The organism is Aurantiacibacter spongiae (genome assembly GCF_003815535.1).
In the GTDB taxonomy this organism is placed as follows: domain Bacteria; phylum Pseudomonadota; class Alphaproteobacteria; order Sphingomonadales; family Sphingomonadaceae; genus Alteraurantiacibacter; species Alteraurantiacibacter spongiae.
The window spans coordinates 1,546,322-1,563,573 of the sequence record NZ_RPFZ01000001.1; the positions used below are offsets into that span (position 1 = coordinate 1,546,322).

Genomic DNA, 17,252 nt, shown 5'->3' on the forward strand with positions numbered 1-17,252 from the left:
TCCTTACACCGGCAAACCTGCCAAGTCGATGAACGCTTGATCGACGAAAAGCAACGGTTGGTCGTCCGATCAGCCGGCGCACTCGGCACACAGGCCGCGCAATTCGACCACCGGGCGAACGGCCGAATACCCGTGTTCCTCCCCGGCCTGCCGCAGCGAACCAGTCAGGCGATCGTCGTCGAAATGGTCCGCCTGTCCACAATCGTCGCAAATCAGGAAGATGCAATCGTGCCGGCAGCCGGGGTGGGTGTTGGCGAGGTAGGCGTTGGCGCTCTCGATCCGGTTGGCGAGATTGGTCCGCACGAAAAGGTCGAGAATGCGGTAGACGCTGTTCGCGGCCACCCGCTTGCCTCGCGCCTTGCCGACGATTTCCGCGATGTCGTAGGCTGAAGCCGGACGATCCTGCGCGGCGAGGGCGCGAAACACGTCCTCGCGCATGGTGGTCCATTGCTCACCGGACTCGATGAGGACGCTGCCCGCCTCTTTGACAAGTGCGTCCCCCGAATGCTCGCTGTGATCGTGCTTCGCCATGCCCCCTACATAGGTGCAGGCGCCGCGGGCGGCAATCAGCCGGTGCGGAATGCCGACCTGTAGAGCTGGGGGAATTGCTCTCGCAACGCGCGAACCTTGGGCGCGTCCCAACGGCGGATATAGGGATGGCCGGGGTTCCGGTAAGCGAAATCCTGGTGGTAGTCCTCTGCCGGGAAGAAGCCCTGCGCCCGCTCCACCTGCACCCGGATGGGGCTGTTCCATACCCCGGAGCGGCCCATCTGGCGAACGTAGGCCCGCGCCACGGCGCGCTGCTCGTCCGACCGGGGCATGATCGCCGCGCGATATTGCGACCCGACATCCGGACCCTGTCGATCCTGCAACGTCGGGTCGGCGACAACGGAAAACAGGATCTGCAACAGTTGATCGTAGCGCACGACGTCGGGATCGTATGTCACCTTCACCGCCTCGGCATGACCGGTTCCGCCCGCGGATACCCGGCGGTAATTCGCCGTGCCCTGCGTACCGCCACTGAACCCCGAGATCACGCTCGTCACACCGCGCACATGACTGAACACGGCCTCGGTGCCCCAGAAGCAACCGCCCGCGAAAACCGCGGTCTTGAGACCCGTTTCGTGAGCCTGGCGCGCAGCGACCGGCGCATCGAACACCGCTTCCGCCCGCGCAATAGCCGGCAGGGAAAGCCCCGCGAAGCCCAGCGCGGCGGCGGCGATGAAGGGGCCGACGTGCTTCATGCTCAAGCCCCCGCCAGATGCGGCATCAGATCGATCGTCATGATGACGGCGGTCACGCCGAAACCGACGAAGAAGGATCGGAAGAGATCGGATTTCAAGAATTTCATGGTCACTGTCCGGAAGAATAGAATTGCGTTTCGCAACCTATATAGGAATGCGCGTCTGACTTCGCAGTGAATGCGAAAGACAATTTCCGCTTTCGTCCTGCATAGCCATCGTTTCGGCGCGTTGCCCCGCTTCCGCACGCGGTATTCGGCGGATAGCAGTCGAAAGCCGACCGAGGTCAATGGCGGAAGTGACGCATCCCGGTAAAGACCATGGCAATGCCTGCCTCGTCTGCGGCGGCGATTACGTCCTCATCACGCATGGAGCCACCCGGCTGGATCACCATGGTGGCTCCGGCTTCGATCGCGGAAAGCAGACCGTCGGCAAAGGGGAAGAACGCGTCGGATGCAACCGCGCTGCCGGTCGTGCGCGGGGCGTCCCAGCCTTCGGTTTCGGCGGCTTCCCGTGCGCGTTCGGCGGCGATGCGACTCGAATCGCGCCGGTTCATCTGACCTGCGCCAATGCCCACCGTCGCCCCGTCCCTGGCGTAGACTATGGCATTGGACTTCACGTGTTTCGCCACCTTCCACGCGAACAGGGCATCAGCGACTTCCCTCTCGCTCGGGTGGCGTTTGGTCACAACCTCGAGGTCGCCTTCCGTGACGACACCATTGTCACGTGACTGCACGAGCATTCCGCCGGCGATGGTCTTGATGTCGAGGCCAGGGCGGGCCGGGTCGGGCAGATGGTCGAGCAGGAGCAAGCGCAAGTTCTTTTTCGCCGCGAACGCGTCGCATGCCTCGTCGCTGGCCCCGGGCGCGATGACCACCTCTGTGAATATCTTCGCGATTGCCCTGGCCGTGGCTCCGTCCAGCGGAACGTTCGTCGCGACGATTCCCCCGAAGGCCGAGATACTGTCGCAGGCAAGCGCCTCCTGCCAGGCTTCCAGGAGCGTATCGGCCACCGCCACCCCGCACGGATTGGCGTGCTTGACGATGACCACGCAGGGGCGCTCCGCCGAAAATTCCGCCACCAGGCCAAGCGCCGCGTCCGCATCGTTGAGATTGTTGTAGCTCAGCGGCTTGCCCTGCACCTGACGGGCCTGCGGCACGCCCGCGTTTGCAGGACCGTTGGGCAGATAGAGGGCAGCCTGCTGGTGCGGATTTTCGCCATAGCGAAGCGTCGATGACAGGTGGCTGGCCAGTGACAGCGATTGCGGAAACATCGCCTGCTGATCGGAAAAGGCGAACCAGCTGGAAATCGCCGCGTCATAGGCAGCAGTGGCTGCAAATGCCTTTGCCGCCATGCGCCTGCGAAAATCGAGCCCGGTCGCGCCGCCGCGATCTGCCAGTTCGCGGCCGAGTTCCCCGTAGTCTGCCGGGTCTGTCACGATCGTGACGTGGGAGTGATTCTTCGCGGCGGAGCGGACCATGCTCGGCCCGCCTATATCGATGTTCTCGATGACCTCGCCACGTTCGGCCCCCCGGGCAACCGTCGCTTCGAACGGATAGAGATTGACCACCACGAGATCGATCGCGGCGATGCCGTGCGCCTCCATCGCCGCGGTGTGACCCGGATCATCGCGCACCGCGAGCAGGCCGCCGTGGACCATGGGGTGCAGGGTCTTTACCCGCCCGTCCATCATTTCGGGAAATTGCGTCAGGTCCGCAACGTCGCGCACCTCGAGCCCCGCCTCGCGCAGCGCGTGCGCCGTGCCGCCGGTAGAAACGAGCTCGACGCCGTTCTTCGCCAGGCGCGAGGCAAGATCGACAATGCCCTCCTTATCGCTCACTGACAGCAGTGCCCGCCTGATCGTCACATCGCTCATGAGGTAAGTCCTGCTAGTTCATTTTCTTGAAAAGCCAGGAAAAGTTGCCGCCCCCGCGAGAGGCGAAACCCTGGATGACGAGTTGCTGCACGGGATGCGGCCGGCCGTTGCCGTCGACCCACAGGCTTTCCTCGATCTCGAGCCCGTCCGCCCCGGTGGCGAATTTCCACAAGGAGCCGTCGGGCAGGCTGAGCGAGGCACCGCGCCCCTTTTCTCCCAGGGTGGCCACCACGTGACGACCGAGATGGAAGCGCAGCGCATAGGGTACCTTGCCGCGCTTTCCCTTGCGACCCGAAGGGACGAGGATATCCTCCCCACGCAGTTCCTGCCCGTCGTCGCGCAAAATCAGAATACGCCGATGCACGAGACCGAACCGGGCCGCATAGCCATCGTGGCTGGCATCCACCCGGGTTGCCTGTGAACCATCGAGCTGCACCACGCGCTGATCGATCTCGACCTCGCCCACGCCGGCGCCAAGCTTGCCGTTGATGAGCACGGCGGTGGAATTGGCATCGCCGAGCGCCATCGTGGAATGGGCGGCGGTGGCGCGCAGCCCCTGCTCTATGCGGATCGGGGTCTGCCCGCCAGCCAGCGCCGCGCCCCCGCAATTGACGACCAGCCTATGTTCGCCATGACTGAATTCGAACGCGAGTGTCGAGGCGCAGCCGTGTCTGGCATGGCGACCGAGCGGCGGGGGCGATCCGTCGAGCAGCAGCGTGGACCGGCGCGCCGTGACGCGTGCGTAGCCCCAGCCGCGTGGTTCCTTGAGAGGGCGGGCGCGCACGCCCGTCGCGTCGATCAGAGCTTTCAGTCGCTCCGCACTCGTCGCCGCCCCCCCTTGCCAGCTACCGAGGCCACCGTCCGAATGGGTCAGCGCCAGCAAGGGTGGAACGAGCATCGCCAGCATCGTCTCCACCGCCTGCGGAACGTCCCTGTCGCAGGCGGCGTAGCAGGCCCGCAGATCGACAAGATCGGCGATGACGTCCATCTGTCCTACCGGGCTGCGCGACAGGACGCCTCCATCGTCGCCCACCAGTTCGCCCAGGGCACGCACCAGCCCGGCCTCGCCGAAGAGGCGGCGCGGCTTGCCTTCGGGGAGCAACAGGCCGGCGGCGACGATCGCGCACCATCCCGTGACTTCCGCGAGTCGATCGGGTGCCCGCCCGATGTTCCGGTCGAGCCAGCGGGCCGTGTCGGTCATGGCGTCGAGCATGCGCTGGCGAAGGGCGGCATGGTCCCCGCCCAGCAACAGCGGGGCATGGACCAACCAGTTGAGCAGCCGCGCACCGGCATGCTCGACCTTCCACGCCGGCCCCTTGCCGGGGCGCGGATTGGCATCGAGCCAGCTTTCCAGGATGCGCTGCGCGGTTGCCGTGCACTGCTCGCGCGGCGCACAACTGGAAAGATCGCGCAACCAGGAAAAGCCGTGGATCGACCGCTCGACCGGGGGAACATGCTTGGCGGTCGGCCCGAAATCCATCTGCGCGATGGGAGTTTTGACCCCGAAGATATGGAAATGCCCCGCGCGAAGCGCCGTCCCGGCCGGTCCGTCCCCCGGCAACGGGCTTTCCACCGTCGCGAGCAGGCGGGGGCGCGCCGGCTTGCGGAACGGCGCGACGATCGTGGTGCCCGAAAACCCCATGCGATAGGCGAGACGGATGAGCTTCTCGCCAGCGGAGATGCGCGGCGGCTCGAAATCAGTAACGACGAGCGCGCGGTCGGCAGCGAGCGGGGCGGTGCCTTGCGGTGTCCCGCCGATGGGTGCGGATTCGCGGCGGGCGACTGGCCTGTCATGGGCCTTTGCAGGTCGCGTCTCGACCAGCGGCTCAGCGGTTTCGGTACCCAGCGGGATAGCGAGCTGTTCGGGGCGCGAGGATTTGGCCGATTTACCCTGCCGGGGTCCGTCCTTGAGTTCTCCGGCATGGGCGTTCACGCGCGTTCTCCCCTCAGCGCAGCAATGTTCTCGCCGTAGCGTTCCGCCCCGCCTTCGAATGTGGCGGAGCCGGCGACGAGTACGTCTGCGCCCGCGTCCACGCACTGGCGCGCGGTATCCGCGTTGACGCCGCCGTCGACCTCGATCAGCACCTCGTGACCGCCCTTGTCGATCATCCGGCGAACCGCCTCGATCTTCTTGAGCTGACTGGTGATGAAGCTCTGCCCGCCGAAACCGGGATTGACGCTCATCACCAAGACGAGGTCGATCTCTTCGATCAGGTAGTCGAGCATCTTGGCCGGCGTTCCGGGATTGAGCGATATGCCAGCCTTGCAGCCTGCCGAACGGATCGCCTGGATGGTGCGGTGCACATGCGCTCCCGCCTCCGGGTGAATGGTGATGATATCCGCGCCAGCCCCCGTGAAAGGCTCGATCCAGTTGTCGACCGGCGATACCATCAAGTGAACATCGAAAGGTTTTTCGGAGTGCGGACGCAGCGCCTTCACCACGGCGGGGCCGATGGTGAGGTTGGGGACGTAGTGCCCGTCCATCACATCGACATGGATCCAGTCGCAACCCGCCTCGTCGATGGCGCGAACTTCTTCCCCCAGGCGAGCGAAATCGGCCGACAGGATCGACGGGGAAATCAGCGGTGATCTGGACTGGACGGTCATGGCTCGGATCACTTCGTTAAGGATGTGCGAATCGCCCTACAAGCGGCGCGGACTTTCTTTTCCACCAATCGTGAGACGTATGCGGCGTTCCGCTTCTTTTCCTTCGGCTTTCACCTGACGAACGTTCTCTTCAGCGGCGGTTCACTGGCGAAACCTAATTTCTCCCGTAATTATCGGGTACACTTGGCGCGAGACTGTTCATGGCCGCTTCGGACAGGTCATGGGTCTGGTGGCCCCGCGCCCGGGCAATGACTGAAGGTTGTTTTTATGATGAGCAGGTTCACACGTATCGCGGCTGCCACGGTCGCGGCGGGCGCCATGGCGACGGGCGGAGCGGTGCCGGTTGCCGCGCAGCAGTACAATCGCGAGGTGCGCCATTCGATCGCGCCGTGCCAGGGAAGTGGTCCGGCGGTTTGGATCAACGTGACCAATATCAAGAACTCGACAGGAAAGCTCCGCGTTCAGCTTTACCGCGGTACCGAACGCGACTGGCTGGAGGACGGCCGCTGGCTGACCCGGATCGAGGTTCCCGCCAGGCAGGGCGTCATGCAGGTGTGTATGCCCGTTCCCGCCGCGGGAAGCTACGCGCTGGCGATCAGGCACGACGCTAACGGCAATGGCAGCACCGATATCATGTCGGATGGCGGGGGCATGTCGAACAATCCGAGCATCAACATCTTCAACCTCGGTCGTCCGAGCATCAACCGAACGCGGTTTACCGTGGGCCGCGAGGTGCTCCCGATGACGATCCGCATGCGCTACATGTAGAAGCCGCGTCAGGCGCGTCGCTTGGCGCGCCATACGCGCCACATTACTCCCGGCGCGGCGAGGACCGGGTGGCGTTCGCGCCAGGGCGTCAGCTTGACTGCGATGCCCGTATGCCGCTCGACCTTCCAGGCACCGTATCGGGCCGCCCCGTCGAATGTTCGCGTTGCCCGCAGCAGGCGCAGAATGTTGATCGGCTTGCCCAGGCGCCGCCGCGTTCGCCACCAGGCCTTGATCGACCGGCGCCTGTTCGCCGCCATGTCGGGCGCGATATGCGACCCGTGTCGTCGGAAATGGATGTCGTCCGACTTCAGGGCGTCGCTCAACAGACCGTCGAAATGGCCGGCGTTGAGTTCGAGTATCGAGTTTTCCCGCCCGGCTTTCTCGACCCGCAATTCGGCCTGGTAGGTTGCCCGGAACAGGGCCCGCCAGTAGTCCGCCTCCGTCCCGCTGCAAGGCCCGACTGCCACCGCAAGTCGCGCCGCCGTCAGGACAGCGGCCTCGGTCGCCTGCGTCACTTCGACGCGCGCTGCGTCGTCCCGATACCAGACCAGCGCGGATGGCTGCACGAAGCGCGCCCAGATCGTCGTGTCGAGCGTTTCTCCCCGCGCCGCCTCGGCGAATTTCGCGAGGGTCATGGTCGCGATCTTGGCGCGCAGGATCTCGTCTTTGCAAGCCCGTTCGCGATAGGAAACGCGGGGCCAGATGCCCCGTTCTGGTCGGCCGGGAAGCAGGACATAATAGTCGAGCACCCCCTCGCGCGAGCCTGTCCTGAGGTTCGAGCCGTAGAACAGGACGGCCAACGCGCCGGCTTCCCGGGCCAGGACTGCGGCGAATTCGGTTACCGCTGGATCGACGGCTCGCGACAGCGCCGCCTCCACCCGCGCAGACAGGCTCACGGAACGACGAAGCGCAGCCTCGGCCCCGCCGACAACCGGTACTCGCCGGGGGGAAAGGCCTCCCCGTCGAGGATGAAATTGTTCTCGATGTCGAAATCGACCGTTTCGGCGCCGTAGGCGTGAAAACCGCGCTCCCGGGTCCGCTCGCTGGCGTTGCCTCGCAGGATTGCCCCCAGCCGCAGCAACAGGCTGCGCCGAACATTGTCCATCACCGCGAGACGCAACGGTTCCTCGATCCCGCGAAAGGGGGCAAGACCTGCGGGGAAGCGTTCGAGCGTAGAGGCGAACACCATCCAGCGCTCGCCCGCCGGCAAACCCCCGCGATGCGGCAGGTCCGCGCCCTCGCTGTCACGAAGGCGCATCGGCGTGCCGCGCCGCCAGGCATTCTCGTTGCTGCCGAAAAAGGCCTGCGCGACGCTCCATGCCGTGGTCAGACCGACGACGGCATTGTTGAAGGCGCCCAGATCGTGGCTGCGCTGGCCAAGGGCGATCGCGCGGGTGAAAGCGCCCGCGCCCAGCACGAAGCCGCGCACCTGCGCCCGCTCGTTCTCGCGCTGGGTCACGACCAGCGGGCGGCGGAAGGCTGCACGCCCACGCCGCGCCGCCTGGAGTGCCTCGTCCAGCGTCCAGCCGGAGGGCAGTCGCAGATCGTGCGCCAGTGCGTTTGTCTTGCCGTTGGGCAGGATGATGAGGCGCGGCCAGTTGCCGGCGAATACGCCCGCCCCACAGGTCAGCACGTCGCGCACCGTCCCATCGCCACCGTCGATGGCAATGTAATCGACCCGCTTCGATGCGAAATCGGCAAGGATACCTGCCAGTTCCTTGCGCCGTTCGGGCATGGCCACGATCACGTCGTCGCGCAGGGTCGACGGCTCGAGGCCATTCTCGTTACGATGGCTGCGCGAATTGCGGATCATCCCCACCAGCGGGCGGGCGCGCACGGGGAAGAGCGGCACGTCGTTGGCGGCGACGGGCTTCGCATCCATCTGTGGCAGCCGTTCGAAGAGGTGGATGGTCCCGTGCATTATCCTTTTGCCTTAAACATGGGTTTCGTCAGTTTACCATGCCCAGAAACGAAAATGGGACGCCTGTCGTCCTCCTGCAACACGGCAAGCAGGCGATTTCCGGGAGAACCGGCGGCAGGCCGGAGTTGTTCCGTCCGCCCGTTTGCCGTTACAGATCGCGAATGAGCGCCCGGACCGCACGTGTGAACAAGGATTGCTGAAGCCATGCTGACAAAAGCCCTGCTCGACGCCGCGCGCGGCCACGAAGAGCGCATCACCGCCTTGCGCCGGGCGATACACGCGGAGCCCGAACTGGGCCTCGATACGCCGATGACGCTGGCCAAGGTCAGGGCGGAACTCGCCGATCTTCCGCTGGACTGGCGGGAGGGGCCATCCTGCACCGGCGCGGTAGCGGTGCTCGAGGGCGCGCGCCCGGGCCGCACCGTGCTGCTGCGCGGCGACATGGACGCGCTGCCCATGCAGGAAGCGACAGGTCTCGATTTCGCGTCGACGATCGATGGGCGCATGCACGCCTGCGGACACGACGCGCACACCGCCATGCTGGCCGGCGCCGCGCGCGTGCTCGCAGAGCGGCGGGGCGAGTTGCCGGGGCGGGTGCTCTTCATGTTCCAGCCGGGCGAGGAAGGCTATCACGGCGCGCGTCACATGCTGCGAGACGGGCTTCTGGGCGGTGGGGACAGCGGCGAGGCGTTGCCCGATGCCGCCTTCGCCCTTCACGTGTGGCCCAACGCTCCGCATGGCCGCATCGAAGGTCGCGCCCCCGCCATGATGGCCTCCGCCGATCAGTTCGACATCACTGTCGAGGGCGCGGGCGGCCACGCCTCCATGCCCTACGACGCAACCGATCCCGTTCCTGTCGGCGCCGAGATCGTCCTCGCCGTGCAAACCATGATGACCCGCCGCTTCGATGCTGCCGAGGCTGCGGTCGTGACCGTGACGACGATGCAGGCCGGTTCGGCGCACAACGTCATCCCCGACCAGGTCGAGTTGAAGGGCACGATCCGCACTTTATCTCCCGAACGGCGTGCAGCCGTGCGTGACGCGATTTCCCGGGTCGTGGAAAACGTTGCCGCGGCGCATGACTGCACCGGCTCGGTGACGTTCACCGATGGATTTCCGGTCACGATGAACGACCCGCGCGCCGTCGCGCTCGCCCGCGACATCGCTTGCCAGATCGGCGGCGAGCACGGCTGGCACGACCGCCCGGCCCCGACGATGGGGGCCGAGGATTTCAGCTACGTGCTGGAACAGGTTCCCGGGGCGATGCTGTTCATCGGCGCCGCGGCGGAAGGGGCCGACTGGAAGGGATGCTGCGGCCTGCACTCCACGCGAATGGTGCTCGACGAAAGCGTCCTGCCGCGCGGCACCGCCTTCCTCGCAGGTTGCGCCACGAAATTCCTCGAGACTGGATGGGCCGCCGAATAGACTTGGCGACAGGCCCGCACGTTGCTAATCGCCCGCAACGACCGGTCACAGACCAAGGCACCCGTAGCTCAGCTGGATAGAGCGCTGCCCTCCGAAGGCAGAGGCCACAGGTTCGAATCCTGTCGGGTGCGCCAGCTTTTCCGCCGTCTGCCCGTTTTACCTTTATGCTGCACAGCAACCTGATCCGGTGCGTAGTCGGGTAGAGAGATCGGGCGGGCGGACTACGGTTGCCGGGTCGATGCCCGGACCTCGGGCATGGGCGCTAACCGGATGGAAACTTCGACGCGGTAGAGGCGGGGGCAATGAACGCCATTCCCCCCAATTTCGGCTCTTCGCAGGCGCGCTCGACGGTGAGCGCCAGCACCACTTCGATGCGTTGGGCCGCGCTGAGCGAGGCGGCGCAGGTCGTCGCCATGCTGGCCGGCATCGAGCCGGAAAGACCGGGCAAGGACATCCGCAATTTCCCGGCGCTCATCCGCGATGCCGAGCCCTGGCGGCGCGAAATGGCGGACAGGGGCTGCGCCGATCTGGCGGCAGTCATGGAGCCGGGCATAGCGACCCTGCTCGCGGTTAACGCCCGCGGGGCCGACTGCAAACCGGCCGCGCTCGCCCTGTGGCGCGAATTCACGCAGGCGCGGTGCGCGGTGCTCGCACTGCTGCCCCCCGCCGGGGAGATGGGCCCCCGCCGCTACGCATGAAGGGTTCGACCGCGCTTCCCCGCGCTTGACCGTGTTCTTATTTCGTTCCAGCATGCGGCCATGCCCGATTCGCTGATCGCCGCCGCCAAGCCGGACCAAGATACCGCTTCCGCCCAGGATGCCTTCGCGTTGCGTTCGCGCGCCGTATGCCGGGGCATAGGGCGTTTGTTCGCCCGCAACGACATCTGGACGCTGACGGAAATGCCGCTGCGCAACGGTCGCCGCGCCGATCTCATGGGGGTCGATGCCAAGGGCAAGATCGTGATCGTGGAGGTGAAGACGGCGCGCGGCGATCTGCTGGGTGACGGGAAGTGGCCGGACTATCTCGACTTTTGCGATCGCTTCTACTGGGGCCTTCCTCCCGAACTCGATCGCGCGATCCTGGACGGGGCGGATTACCGACCCGAATGCTGCGGCGTGATCGTGGCCGACGAATACGATGCGGAGATCGTTCGCCCGGCGCCGAGCCATCCTCTCGCCGCCGCGCGCCGCCGGCTGGAGGTCGAGCGCCTGGCGCGCACGTCCATGCGCCGCCAGCTCGTTGCCGCCGATCCGCATTGCAGTAGCTGGGGCGCCGAACTGGCCGGCTAGCGCGCGCGGCTCGTTCCGCCCTGTCAATCGCGTCCGAATGCGGGCATACGAAGCATGGCCATGTGGTTTGCGATCGTCCTTTCCGCCCTCGCCATGACGGGTATCGTCGCCGCGCGCTACGCTTTGGCGAGCGGTGCCTTCGCCCTTGCGACCTCGCGAAGACGCCCTGGCCTGTACGACAGGCTGGGCAAGCAGATCGGGCGGGAAATCCGCTGGTCTCTGGTTTCAGCGGCGATCTACGGCATTCCGGCAGGCGTGGTCGCCTGGGGTTGGCAGGAGCGAGGTTGGACGCGCATCTACACCGAATGGACGGCACTTCCGCTCTGGTACCTGCCGGTTTCGCTGCTGATCTACCTCTTCGCGCACGATAGCTGGTTCTACTGGACGCACCGACTGATGCACCGCCCGCGCCTGTTCCGCATCGCTCATGCCGTGCATCATGCCAGTCGTCCGCCCACCGCCTGGGCGGCGATGAGCTTTCACCCGATCGAAGCGGTTACGGGCGCCGTCGTGATTCCGCTGCTCGTCTTCCTGGTGCCGGTTCATGTCGCGGTCCTCGCGCTCGTGCTGACGATCATGACCGTGATGGGCGTGACCAATCACATGGGCTGGGAGATGTTTCCCGCGCGTTTCGTTCATTCGCCCTTAGGCAAATGGCTGATAACGGCGAGCCACCACCACGTTCATCATCAGGCCTACAACTGCAATTACGGCCTCTATTTTCGCTTCTGGGATCGCCTGTGCCAAACCGACCGCGGACTTTCCGCACCCTGACCTTCGTCACCGCCTCGCTCGTGCTGGCCGGATTCTCCACGCCGCTGGCGGCCGATCCGGCGCGCACGGGGGGGACCGAGGTGATCGTCGAGGTGACGAACCTGCGCTCGGGCGAGGGCACGGTGCGTGCCTGCATGACGGCCGATCCCGAGCGATTTCCCCGCTGCCGCGACGATGCGCGAAGCTTCCGTGTCGTGGTGCCCGCATCGCAGGCGCACGAATTGCATTTTCGCGGAGTGTCGCCGGGGAGATACGCCATCGCGCTACTGCATGACGAGAACGACAACGGTCGCGCCGATCGCGCTCTCGGCATGATGCCCAAGGAAGGATTCGGCTTTTCGCGCGACGCACCGGTGCGCATGGGCCCGCCCAAGTTCGACGAGGCCGCGATAGCGGTTGGCGAAACGGCGCAGCACCGCTCGATCCGCATGCGCTACATGCTCTAGCGACCGGGTTCGGCGATGCGCCGAAACGGGCGCAACTTCACGATTTATTTACCACGTCGCGCCAGAAAGGCCGTGCCAGCAAGGGATAAAGGGCATGGACGGCATGGATCAGATGCGTGGAACTTTCGGAGCGTTCGATACGGACGAGATCGACGTGGTGGAAGACGAGCCCGCTCACTCTTCCGCCGACGACGCGCCGCCGCCCGCCATCGGCCAGGACGAGCGCCGGATGCAGGTACGCGCCTACAATTTCTGGGCCGGCCTGCTGGACGAGCGCAGCTTTCCCTCGATCGAGGATCTCGACCCCGATCTGCTTCCCGATTTCGGGCCGCATTCGGTGCTGCTCGACTTCTCGCACGGCATCGAGGATCCGCGAATCGGCTATCTCGGTCCGAAACTGGCTGCGGAATGCGACGCGGCGGAGATGGATATCGACCGCCTTTCGGATGTGCCGTCGCGCTCGCTGCTGAGCCGCATCACGGATCACTACATGCAGATCCTCGCCAACCAGGCGCCGATCGGGTTCGAGGCCGAATTCGTCAATCAGCGCGGAGCAACGATTCTTTATCGCGGCATCCTTCTGCCGTTCTCCAGCGATGACGAGACGATCGACTTCATCTTCGGCGTCATCAACTGGAAGGAAATGGCCGACAGCCACTCGGCCGACGAGTTGCTGCTGGAAATCGATCAAGCGCTCGATTCGCCGCTAGCCGTGTCGCGCCGCGCGGCAGATGGGCTGACCGACTGGGCCGATGGCCCTGGTACGCCGGCGGCGGTCGATAGCGAGCCGGTGCCGCACAAGGATTTGCCGGCACCGACCTTCGGCCTATCCCATGTCGAACGGCCAGCCGATGACGAGGACGTTCTCGATCTCGATGAGGTGGCCTTTCCGCAGGCTCCGGACAACGCGGACATGGCGCTGGGGGACTGGTTGGCCGTGGCGCGCGAAATGGCGCGAGCCGCCCGCGCAAGCGAGGATCGCACCCGGGCCGCCCTATACGAGGCGGTCTCGCGAGCGCACGATTTCGCGCTTGCCGCGGCCCGGGAGCCCGCTGATTTCGCGGCCCTGCTGGAGGATGCCGGAATCGCCATGCAGGATCGCGCGCCAATGACGCCGGTCGTGAAGCTCGTATTCGGGGCCGATTACGACAAGACCCGCCTGACCGAATACGCCGCCGTGCTGTCGCTGGCGCAGAGAGAGGGTATTCCGCAAGGAGCGCTCGCCGGATATCTCGGCAATGCCGAAGGCGGTCTCAAGGGGGTCGTGGCCGCCGAGCGGGCCCACCGCCGCGCTGCTAGCGGGGTGCCGCAGGACGAACGGCCACGGGGTCCACGCCTCGCCATCGCGAGGAAGCTGCGCGCGCTTGCCCCGCAGGATTTCACCGCCCTGTCCGATCGGGGCGAGGAGTTCGCCCTCGTCATGATCCGCCGGACCGAAGCCGGAGAGGTTGTCGTGCTGGGCGAGGTTCCGGGCAATACGCCGCTGATCGAAAAGGCGGCGCGGGAATTGATCGGCTGAGGGTTCGGCGCCGCGAACGCGGTTTTGCATCGCCGGGACTGAACGGCTAGCGCTTCGCCGCCCATGCCGTTCATCCCCCGTCACCCCGTTCGCATCCAGCCGTTATTGGGCCATCGCAGCCGCGACCGGCTGATCCTGTCGGCGCGGGCCCTGCGGTCGAGATCAGCGGATTTCGGCAAGGTGAGCCGGCTCGGCGCGATCAGCCGGATGGCCCGCCATTTCATCAGTCACGAGATTGCCGGGCTTAGCGTCCGCCTCGAGATCGCCGGTCCCAACGGTCTGCTGCTGCGCGAGGAGCGGATAACGGATAAGGAGGGCTACGTCCTGTTCGACGTCACCTTTTCCCGGCCCTGGGATCTGCCCGACCGTCCCGTCTGGGAGACGGCGAGCCTCCACTGGACTGGCACCGCCCGGCCGCAACGGGTCGACGCCCATATTCTCGCCCCGGGTAGCGACAGCCGGATCGCGGTCATCTCCGACATCGACGACACGATCATCGAGACAGGCCTGACCGGCGGCCTCAGGGGGTTCGCGCGAAACTGGGACCGGGTGTTCGCGCAGATGCCCGGCGACCGGGTCGCGGTCCCCGGTGCCGACGCTTTTTTCGGCCAGTTGAGCGGCGGGGTGCTGGAACCGGGCGAAAAACGCGCCAGGGAATGCATACCGGCGACCAGGCGGCCATTCTTCTACGTTTCAAGCTCGCCGTGGAACCTGTTTTCCTACCTCGTCGCCTTCCAGCGCGCCAAGGGACTGCCGCTCGGCCCCCTCAAGCTGCGCGACTGGGGATTGAACCGCGAGACTTTCGGGTCGAACAGTCACGGCGCGCACAAGGACGCTGCCATCGACGAGGTGCTGGGAATGTATCCGGCGATGCGCTTCGCCCTGATCGGCGACGATACGCAGGGCGATCTGCCGGCCTTCGCCGGCGCGGTAGAGCGCTTTCCCGGACGCATCGCCGCGGTGTTCCTGCGCAAGGTTTCCGAGAGCGAATTTTCGCCCGCGGAAGTAGCGGCTCAGGCAGCGATAGAGGCGGCGGGCGTGCCGCTCTGGCTCGGGGAAACCTACGTCGAGGGTCGCGATTTCCTCGACACTGTCGGCTTCACGCCGGGCGGTGAGACGGAGCAGATCGTGAAGGCGGTCGAGAAGGTCGACACCGGTGCCGAGCCGATCGCGGGGGATCCGGGCGGCCCGTGATCTTCAGTTCCGGTTCAGCGCCGAAGGGTCTAGGCAGCAATCGCACATGACCCGCAACCCCGCCCCGCCGTCCGCTCGTACGGACCGCATTCTCGCCCGCTGGAGCGCGCGGATGCTCGCCGTGCTGGCCGCTCTCGCCATGACCGTCCAACCCGTCGCGGCGCAAGGTGGCATGAGCATCCTGCGCGATGCGGAAACCGAGCAGCTGTTGCAGGACATGGTGGATCCGCTGGCCGAGGCGGCGGGGCTGGGCGAGGGCGCTGTCGATGTCGTGCTGGTCAACGACAATTCGATCAATGCCTTCGTCGCCGGCGGCCAGCGCATCTTCGTGCATTCGGGCCTCATCAACGCCGCCGACAGCGCCAACGAGGTTCAGGGCGTCCTGGCGCATGAAATGGGCCACATTACCGGCGGCCACGTGAACCGCTATTCCGAAGGTGCCGGCAACGCCGCGAAGATCTCGCTGCTGTCGATGGTCCTTGCCGCCGCCGCCGCGCTGGCTGGTTCGGGGGACGCGGCGATGGGCGTCATGGCCGCCGGACAGCAGGCTGCGATGGGCTCTTTCCTTTCCTTCAGCCGCGTGCAGGAGGCGAGCGCCGATGCCGCCGGTGCGCAATTTCTTTCCGATGCCGGCATAAGCGGCCGGGGCAGCCTGGCCTTCTTCGAGAAACTGCAGAACCTCGAATTCCGGCACGGCGTGAGCCAGGCGGACGACCGCGAATACTCCCGCACGCACCCGCTGACCGGCAACCGGCTGGCGCGGCTTCGCGAAGGGTACGAAGCGGACCCGGCGTGGAACGCTCCCGGCGATCCCGAAATCGAGGAACGCTTTCAGCGGGTTAAGGCGAAGCTCTACGGGTTTCTCGCTCCGCCGGAGCGGACGCTGACCTTCTTCCCCGAAAGCATGACGAGCGATCCGGCGCGCTATGCCCGGGCCTATGCCTACCACAAGGAGGCCCGCGTCGAGCAGTCGCTGGACGAGGTGAACGCCCTGCTGGAGCACGATCCCGACAATCCCTACTTCCTTGAACTCAAGGGACAGGTCCTGCTCGAATCGGGCCGGGTGGACGAGGCACTGGATCCGCTGCGCGGCGCGACCCGGCTGACGAACGCCAATCCGCTGATCGCCTCCATGCTCGGCCATGCGCTGCTGGCGACGGAGGATCGCTCGCATCTCGACGAGGCGGAAACGGTGCTTCGGGCGGCGGTGGGCCGCGACCGGGAGAATCCCTTCGCCTGGTACCAGCTGGGCATGGTCTACGGCATGCGCGGTGATATTCCGCGCGCCCGCCTTGCCAGTGCCGAGCAGCAGATCATGTCGGGCAATCCGCAGGCCGCGCTCGTCAGCGCGCAAAGCGCGGAAGCGGCGTTGCCGTCCGGCTCCGCTGACTGGATTCGCGCGCAGGACGTCGCCATGCAGGCCCGCGCGCAACTGGACGAACAGCGCTCGCGCGACTAGCCACGGGGGCGTCATGCGCTGGATTGTCACCGTCATCATCGCCCTCCTCGCCGGATTTGCCGGGGCCGCTGCCTGGGAGTGGGCGGGCCTGGGCCCGAGCGAGACGCGCGAATATCTTCTTGCGCACCCCGAAGTTCTGCCCGAGGCGATAGACGAATTGCAGCGACGCGACACGGTGGCGAAACTCGCACCGCTGCGCGGCGAGCTGGAAACGGCCTTCCCCGGGGCCGTGCTGGGCAATCCGGACGGCGCGGTCACGCTTGTCGAATTCTCCGATTACGCGTGTGGCTACTGCCGCCAGAGCGTCGACGACGTGAATGCCCTCGTCGCCGCCAATCCCGATCTGAAGGTGGTCATCCGTGAGTATCCCATCCTGTCCGAGGGCAGTGTCGATGCCGCGCGCATGGCCCTTGCCGCCGCGGGGCAGGGCAAGTTCGAAGCGTTCCACAACGCCATGTTCACCGCCGATTCCCTCTCTGCGCAAAGCATCGCGAACGCAGCGCGCGCCGCCGGCGTCGATCTCGCGCGTGCGCGCGCTGCGATCGACAGCGGCGCGTTTGACGGGCAGTTGCAGAACAACGTTTTCCTTGCGCAGCAGCTGGGGGTGGGCGGGACGCCCGCCTTCATCGCGGGCGACAGGATGCTGGCGGGCGCGGTCGGTCAGCAGGCGCTGGACGATGCGGTCGCCGCGGCGCGCGAATCCTGAGACGGAACGGGGGAAAGGGGAGATGCC

General features: G+C 66.1%; 17 protein-coding genes and 1 tRNA gene. 11 read left to right on the forward strand and 7 right to left on the reverse strand.

The window, feature by feature from the left end; translation table 11 throughout:
- Nucleotides 1–69 precede the first annotated feature (69 nt).
- From EG799_RS07535 to rpe, 5 genes are all read right to left on the reverse strand, one after another.
- Nucleotides 70–531: a Fur family transcriptional regulator gene (locus EG799_RS07535; protein ID WP_123879978.1), complete on the reverse strand. Its 462-nt coding sequence runs from the start codon at nucleotides 529–531 to the stop codon at nucleotides 70–72.
- Nucleotides 532–566: 35 nt separating this feature from the next.
- Nucleotides 567–1,244 (reverse strand): peptide-methionine (S)-S-oxide reductase MsrA, encoded by a 678-nt coding sequence (gene msrA, locus EG799_RS07540; protein ID WP_123879980.1) that lies wholly within the window; start codon nucleotides 1,242–1,244, stop codon nucleotides 567–569.
- Nucleotides 1,245–1,527: 283 nt separating this feature from the next.
- Nucleotides 1,528–3,117 carry a bifunctional phosphoribosylaminoimidazolecarboxamide formyltransferase/IMP cyclohydrolase gene (purH, locus tag EG799_RS07545; RefSeq protein ID WP_123879982.1) on the reverse strand — a complete coding sequence of 530 codons (1,590 nt, stop codon included), beginning with the start codon at nucleotides 3,115–3,117 and terminating at the stop codon, nucleotides 1,528–1,530.
- A gap of 13 nt (nucleotides 3,118–3,130) precedes the next feature.
- Nucleotides 3,131–5,050: a heparinase II/III family protein gene (locus EG799_RS07550; RefSeq protein ID WP_234029068.1), complete on the reverse strand. Its 1,920-nt coding sequence runs from the start codon at nucleotides 5,048–5,050 to the stop codon at nucleotides 3,131–3,133.
- A complete protein-coding gene (rpe, locus tag EG799_RS07555) occupies nucleotides 5,047–5,724 on the reverse strand; it encodes a ribulose-phosphate 3-epimerase (protein ID WP_123879984.1) in 678 nt (225 codons plus the stop codon). The genes EG799_RS07550 and rpe overlap by 4 nt, the downstream gene beginning before the upstream one ends.
- A 270-nt stretch (nucleotides 5,725–5,994) precedes the next feature.
- Between rpe and EG799_RS07560 the strand changes: the two genes are divergently transcribed.
- Nucleotides 5,995–6,492, forward strand: coding sequence for a DUF2141 domain-containing protein (locus EG799_RS07560; protein ID WP_123879986.1), 498 nt, complete (start codon nucleotides 5,995–5,997; stop codon nucleotides 6,490–6,492).
- Between the two features lie 8 nt (nucleotides 6,493–6,500).
- Here EG799_RS07560 and EG799_RS07565 read toward each other — a convergent pair whose 3' ends face one another.
- Nucleotides 6,501–7,388, reverse strand: coding sequence for a hypothetical protein (locus EG799_RS07565; RefSeq protein ID WP_123879988.1), 888 nt, complete (start codon nucleotides 7,386–7,388; stop codon nucleotides 6,501–6,503).
- Nucleotides 7,385–8,413 (reverse strand): diacylglycerol kinase family protein, encoded by a 1,029-nt coding sequence (locus tag EG799_RS07570; RefSeq protein ID WP_123879990.1) that lies wholly within the window; start codon nucleotides 8,411–8,413, stop codon nucleotides 7,385–7,387. Before EG799_RS07570 ends, EG799_RS07565 begins: the two co-directional genes overlap by 4 nt.
- Nucleotides 8,414–8,617: 204 nt before the next feature.
- Here EG799_RS07570 and EG799_RS07575 point away from each other — a divergent pair, with 204 nt between their 5' ends.
- From EG799_RS07575 to EG799_RS07620, 10 genes are all read left to right on the forward strand, one after another.
- Nucleotides 8,618–9,838, forward strand: a complete 1,221-nt coding sequence (locus EG799_RS07575; protein ID WP_123879992.1) for a M20 metallopeptidase family protein — start codon at nucleotides 8,618–8,620, stop codon at nucleotides 9,836–9,838.
- 57 nt (nucleotides 9,839–9,895) lie between these two features.
- A tRNA-Arg gene (locus EG799_RS07580) sits at nucleotides 9,896–9,972 on the forward strand.
- A gap of 168 nt (nucleotides 9,973–10,140) precedes the next feature.
- Nucleotides 10,141–10,536, forward strand: a complete 396-nt coding sequence (locus EG799_RS07585; RefSeq protein ID WP_123879994.1) for a hypothetical protein — start codon at nucleotides 10,141–10,143, stop codon at nucleotides 10,534–10,536.
- Between the two features lie 60 nt (nucleotides 10,537–10,596).
- On the forward strand, nucleotides 10,597–11,127 hold the full coding sequence (locus EG799_RS07590) for an MmcB family DNA repair protein (RefSeq protein ID WP_123879996.1): 531 nt from the start codon (nucleotides 10,597–10,599) through the stop codon (nucleotides 11,125–11,127).
- Nucleotides 11,128–11,187: 60 nt separating this feature from the next.
- Nucleotides 11,188–11,901, forward strand: a complete 714-nt coding sequence (locus tag EG799_RS07595; protein WP_123882944.1) for a sterol desaturase family protein — start codon at nucleotides 11,188–11,190, stop codon at nucleotides 11,899–11,901.
- Complete coding sequence (locus EG799_RS07600; RefSeq protein ID WP_181950934.1) at nucleotides 11,868–12,347, forward strand: DUF2141 domain-containing protein; 480 nt, start codon at nucleotides 11,868–11,870, stop codon at nucleotides 12,345–12,347. The genes EG799_RS07595 and EG799_RS07600 overlap by 34 nt, the downstream gene beginning before the upstream one ends.
- Before the next feature lie 94 nt (nucleotides 12,348–12,441).
- Nucleotides 12,442–13,866 (forward strand): PAS domain-containing protein, encoded by a 1,425-nt coding sequence (locus tag EG799_RS07605; protein ID WP_234029069.1) that lies wholly within the window; start codon nucleotides 12,442–12,444, stop codon nucleotides 13,864–13,866.
- 63 nt (nucleotides 13,867–13,929) lie between these two features.
- A complete protein-coding gene (locus EG799_RS07610) occupies nucleotides 13,930–15,060 on the forward strand; it encodes a phosphatase domain-containing protein (protein WP_123880000.1) in 1,131 nt (376 codons plus the stop codon).
- 46 nt (nucleotides 15,061–15,106) lie between these two features.
- The gene (locus EG799_RS07615) at nucleotides 15,107–16,519 is read left to right on the forward strand and encodes a M48 family metalloprotease (RefSeq protein ID WP_181950882.1); all 1,413 of its coding nucleotides are present in this window, start codon (nucleotides 15,107–15,109) and stop codon (nucleotides 16,517–16,519) included.
- 13 nt (nucleotides 16,520–16,532) lie between these two features.
- Nucleotides 16,533–17,225, forward strand: a complete 693-nt coding sequence (locus tag EG799_RS07620; RefSeq protein WP_123880002.1) for a DsbA family protein — start codon at nucleotides 16,533–16,535, stop codon at nucleotides 17,223–17,225.
- Nucleotides 17,226–17,252 lie beyond the last annotated feature (27 nt).

Coding starts and splice junctions, on each gene's coding strand:
- purH (WP_123879982.1), bottom strand. CDS start 3,117: ATGAGCGATGTGACGATCAGGCGGGCACTGCTGTCAGTGAGCGATAAG.
- msrA (WP_123879980.1), bottom strand. CDS start 1,244: ATGAAGCACGTCGGCCCCTTCATCGCCGCCGCCGCGCTGGGCTTCGCG.
- EG799_RS07620 (WP_123880002.1), top strand. CDS start 16,533: ATGCGCTGGATTGTCACCGTCATCATCGCCCTCCTCGCCGGATTTGCC.
- EG799_RS07595 (WP_123882944.1), top strand. CDS start 11,188: ATGTGGTTTGCGATCGTCCTTTCCGCCCTCGCCATGACGGGTATCGTC.
- EG799_RS07605 (WP_234029069.1), top strand. CDS start 12,442: ATGGACGGCATGGATCAGATGCGTGGAACTTTCGGAGCGTTCGATACG.
- EG799_RS07590 (WP_123879996.1), top strand. CDS start 10,597: ATGCCCGATTCGCTGATCGCCGCCGCCAAGCCGGACCAAGATACCGCT.
- EG799_RS07560 (WP_123879986.1), top strand. CDS start 5,995: ATGAGCAGGTTCACACGTATCGCGGCTGCCACGGTCGCGGCGGGCGCC.
- EG799_RS07570 (WP_123879990.1), bottom strand. CDS start 8,413: ATGCACGGGACCATCCACCTCTTCGAACGGCTGCCACAGATGGATGCG.
- EG799_RS07535 (WP_123879978.1), bottom strand. CDS start 531: ATGGCGAAGCACGATCACAGCGAGCATTCGGGGGACGCACTTGTCAAA.
- EG799_RS07610 (WP_123880000.1), top strand. CDS start 13,930: ATGCCGTTCATCCCCCGTCACCCCGTTCGCATCCAGCCGTTATTGGGC.
- EG799_RS07585 (WP_123879994.1), top strand. CDS start 10,141: ATGAACGCCATTCCCCCCAATTTCGGCTCTTCGCAGGCGCGCTCGACG.
- EG799_RS07615 (WP_181950882.1), top strand. CDS start 15,107: ATGACCCGCAACCCCGCCCCGCCGTCCGCTCGTACGGACCGCATTCTC.
- rpe (WP_123879984.1), bottom strand. CDS start 5,724: ATGACCGTCCAGTCCAGATCACCGCTGATTTCCCCGTCGATCCTGTCG.
- EG799_RS07575 (WP_123879992.1), top strand. CDS start 8,618: ATGCTGACAAAAGCCCTGCTCGACGCCGCGCGCGGCCACGAAGAGCGC.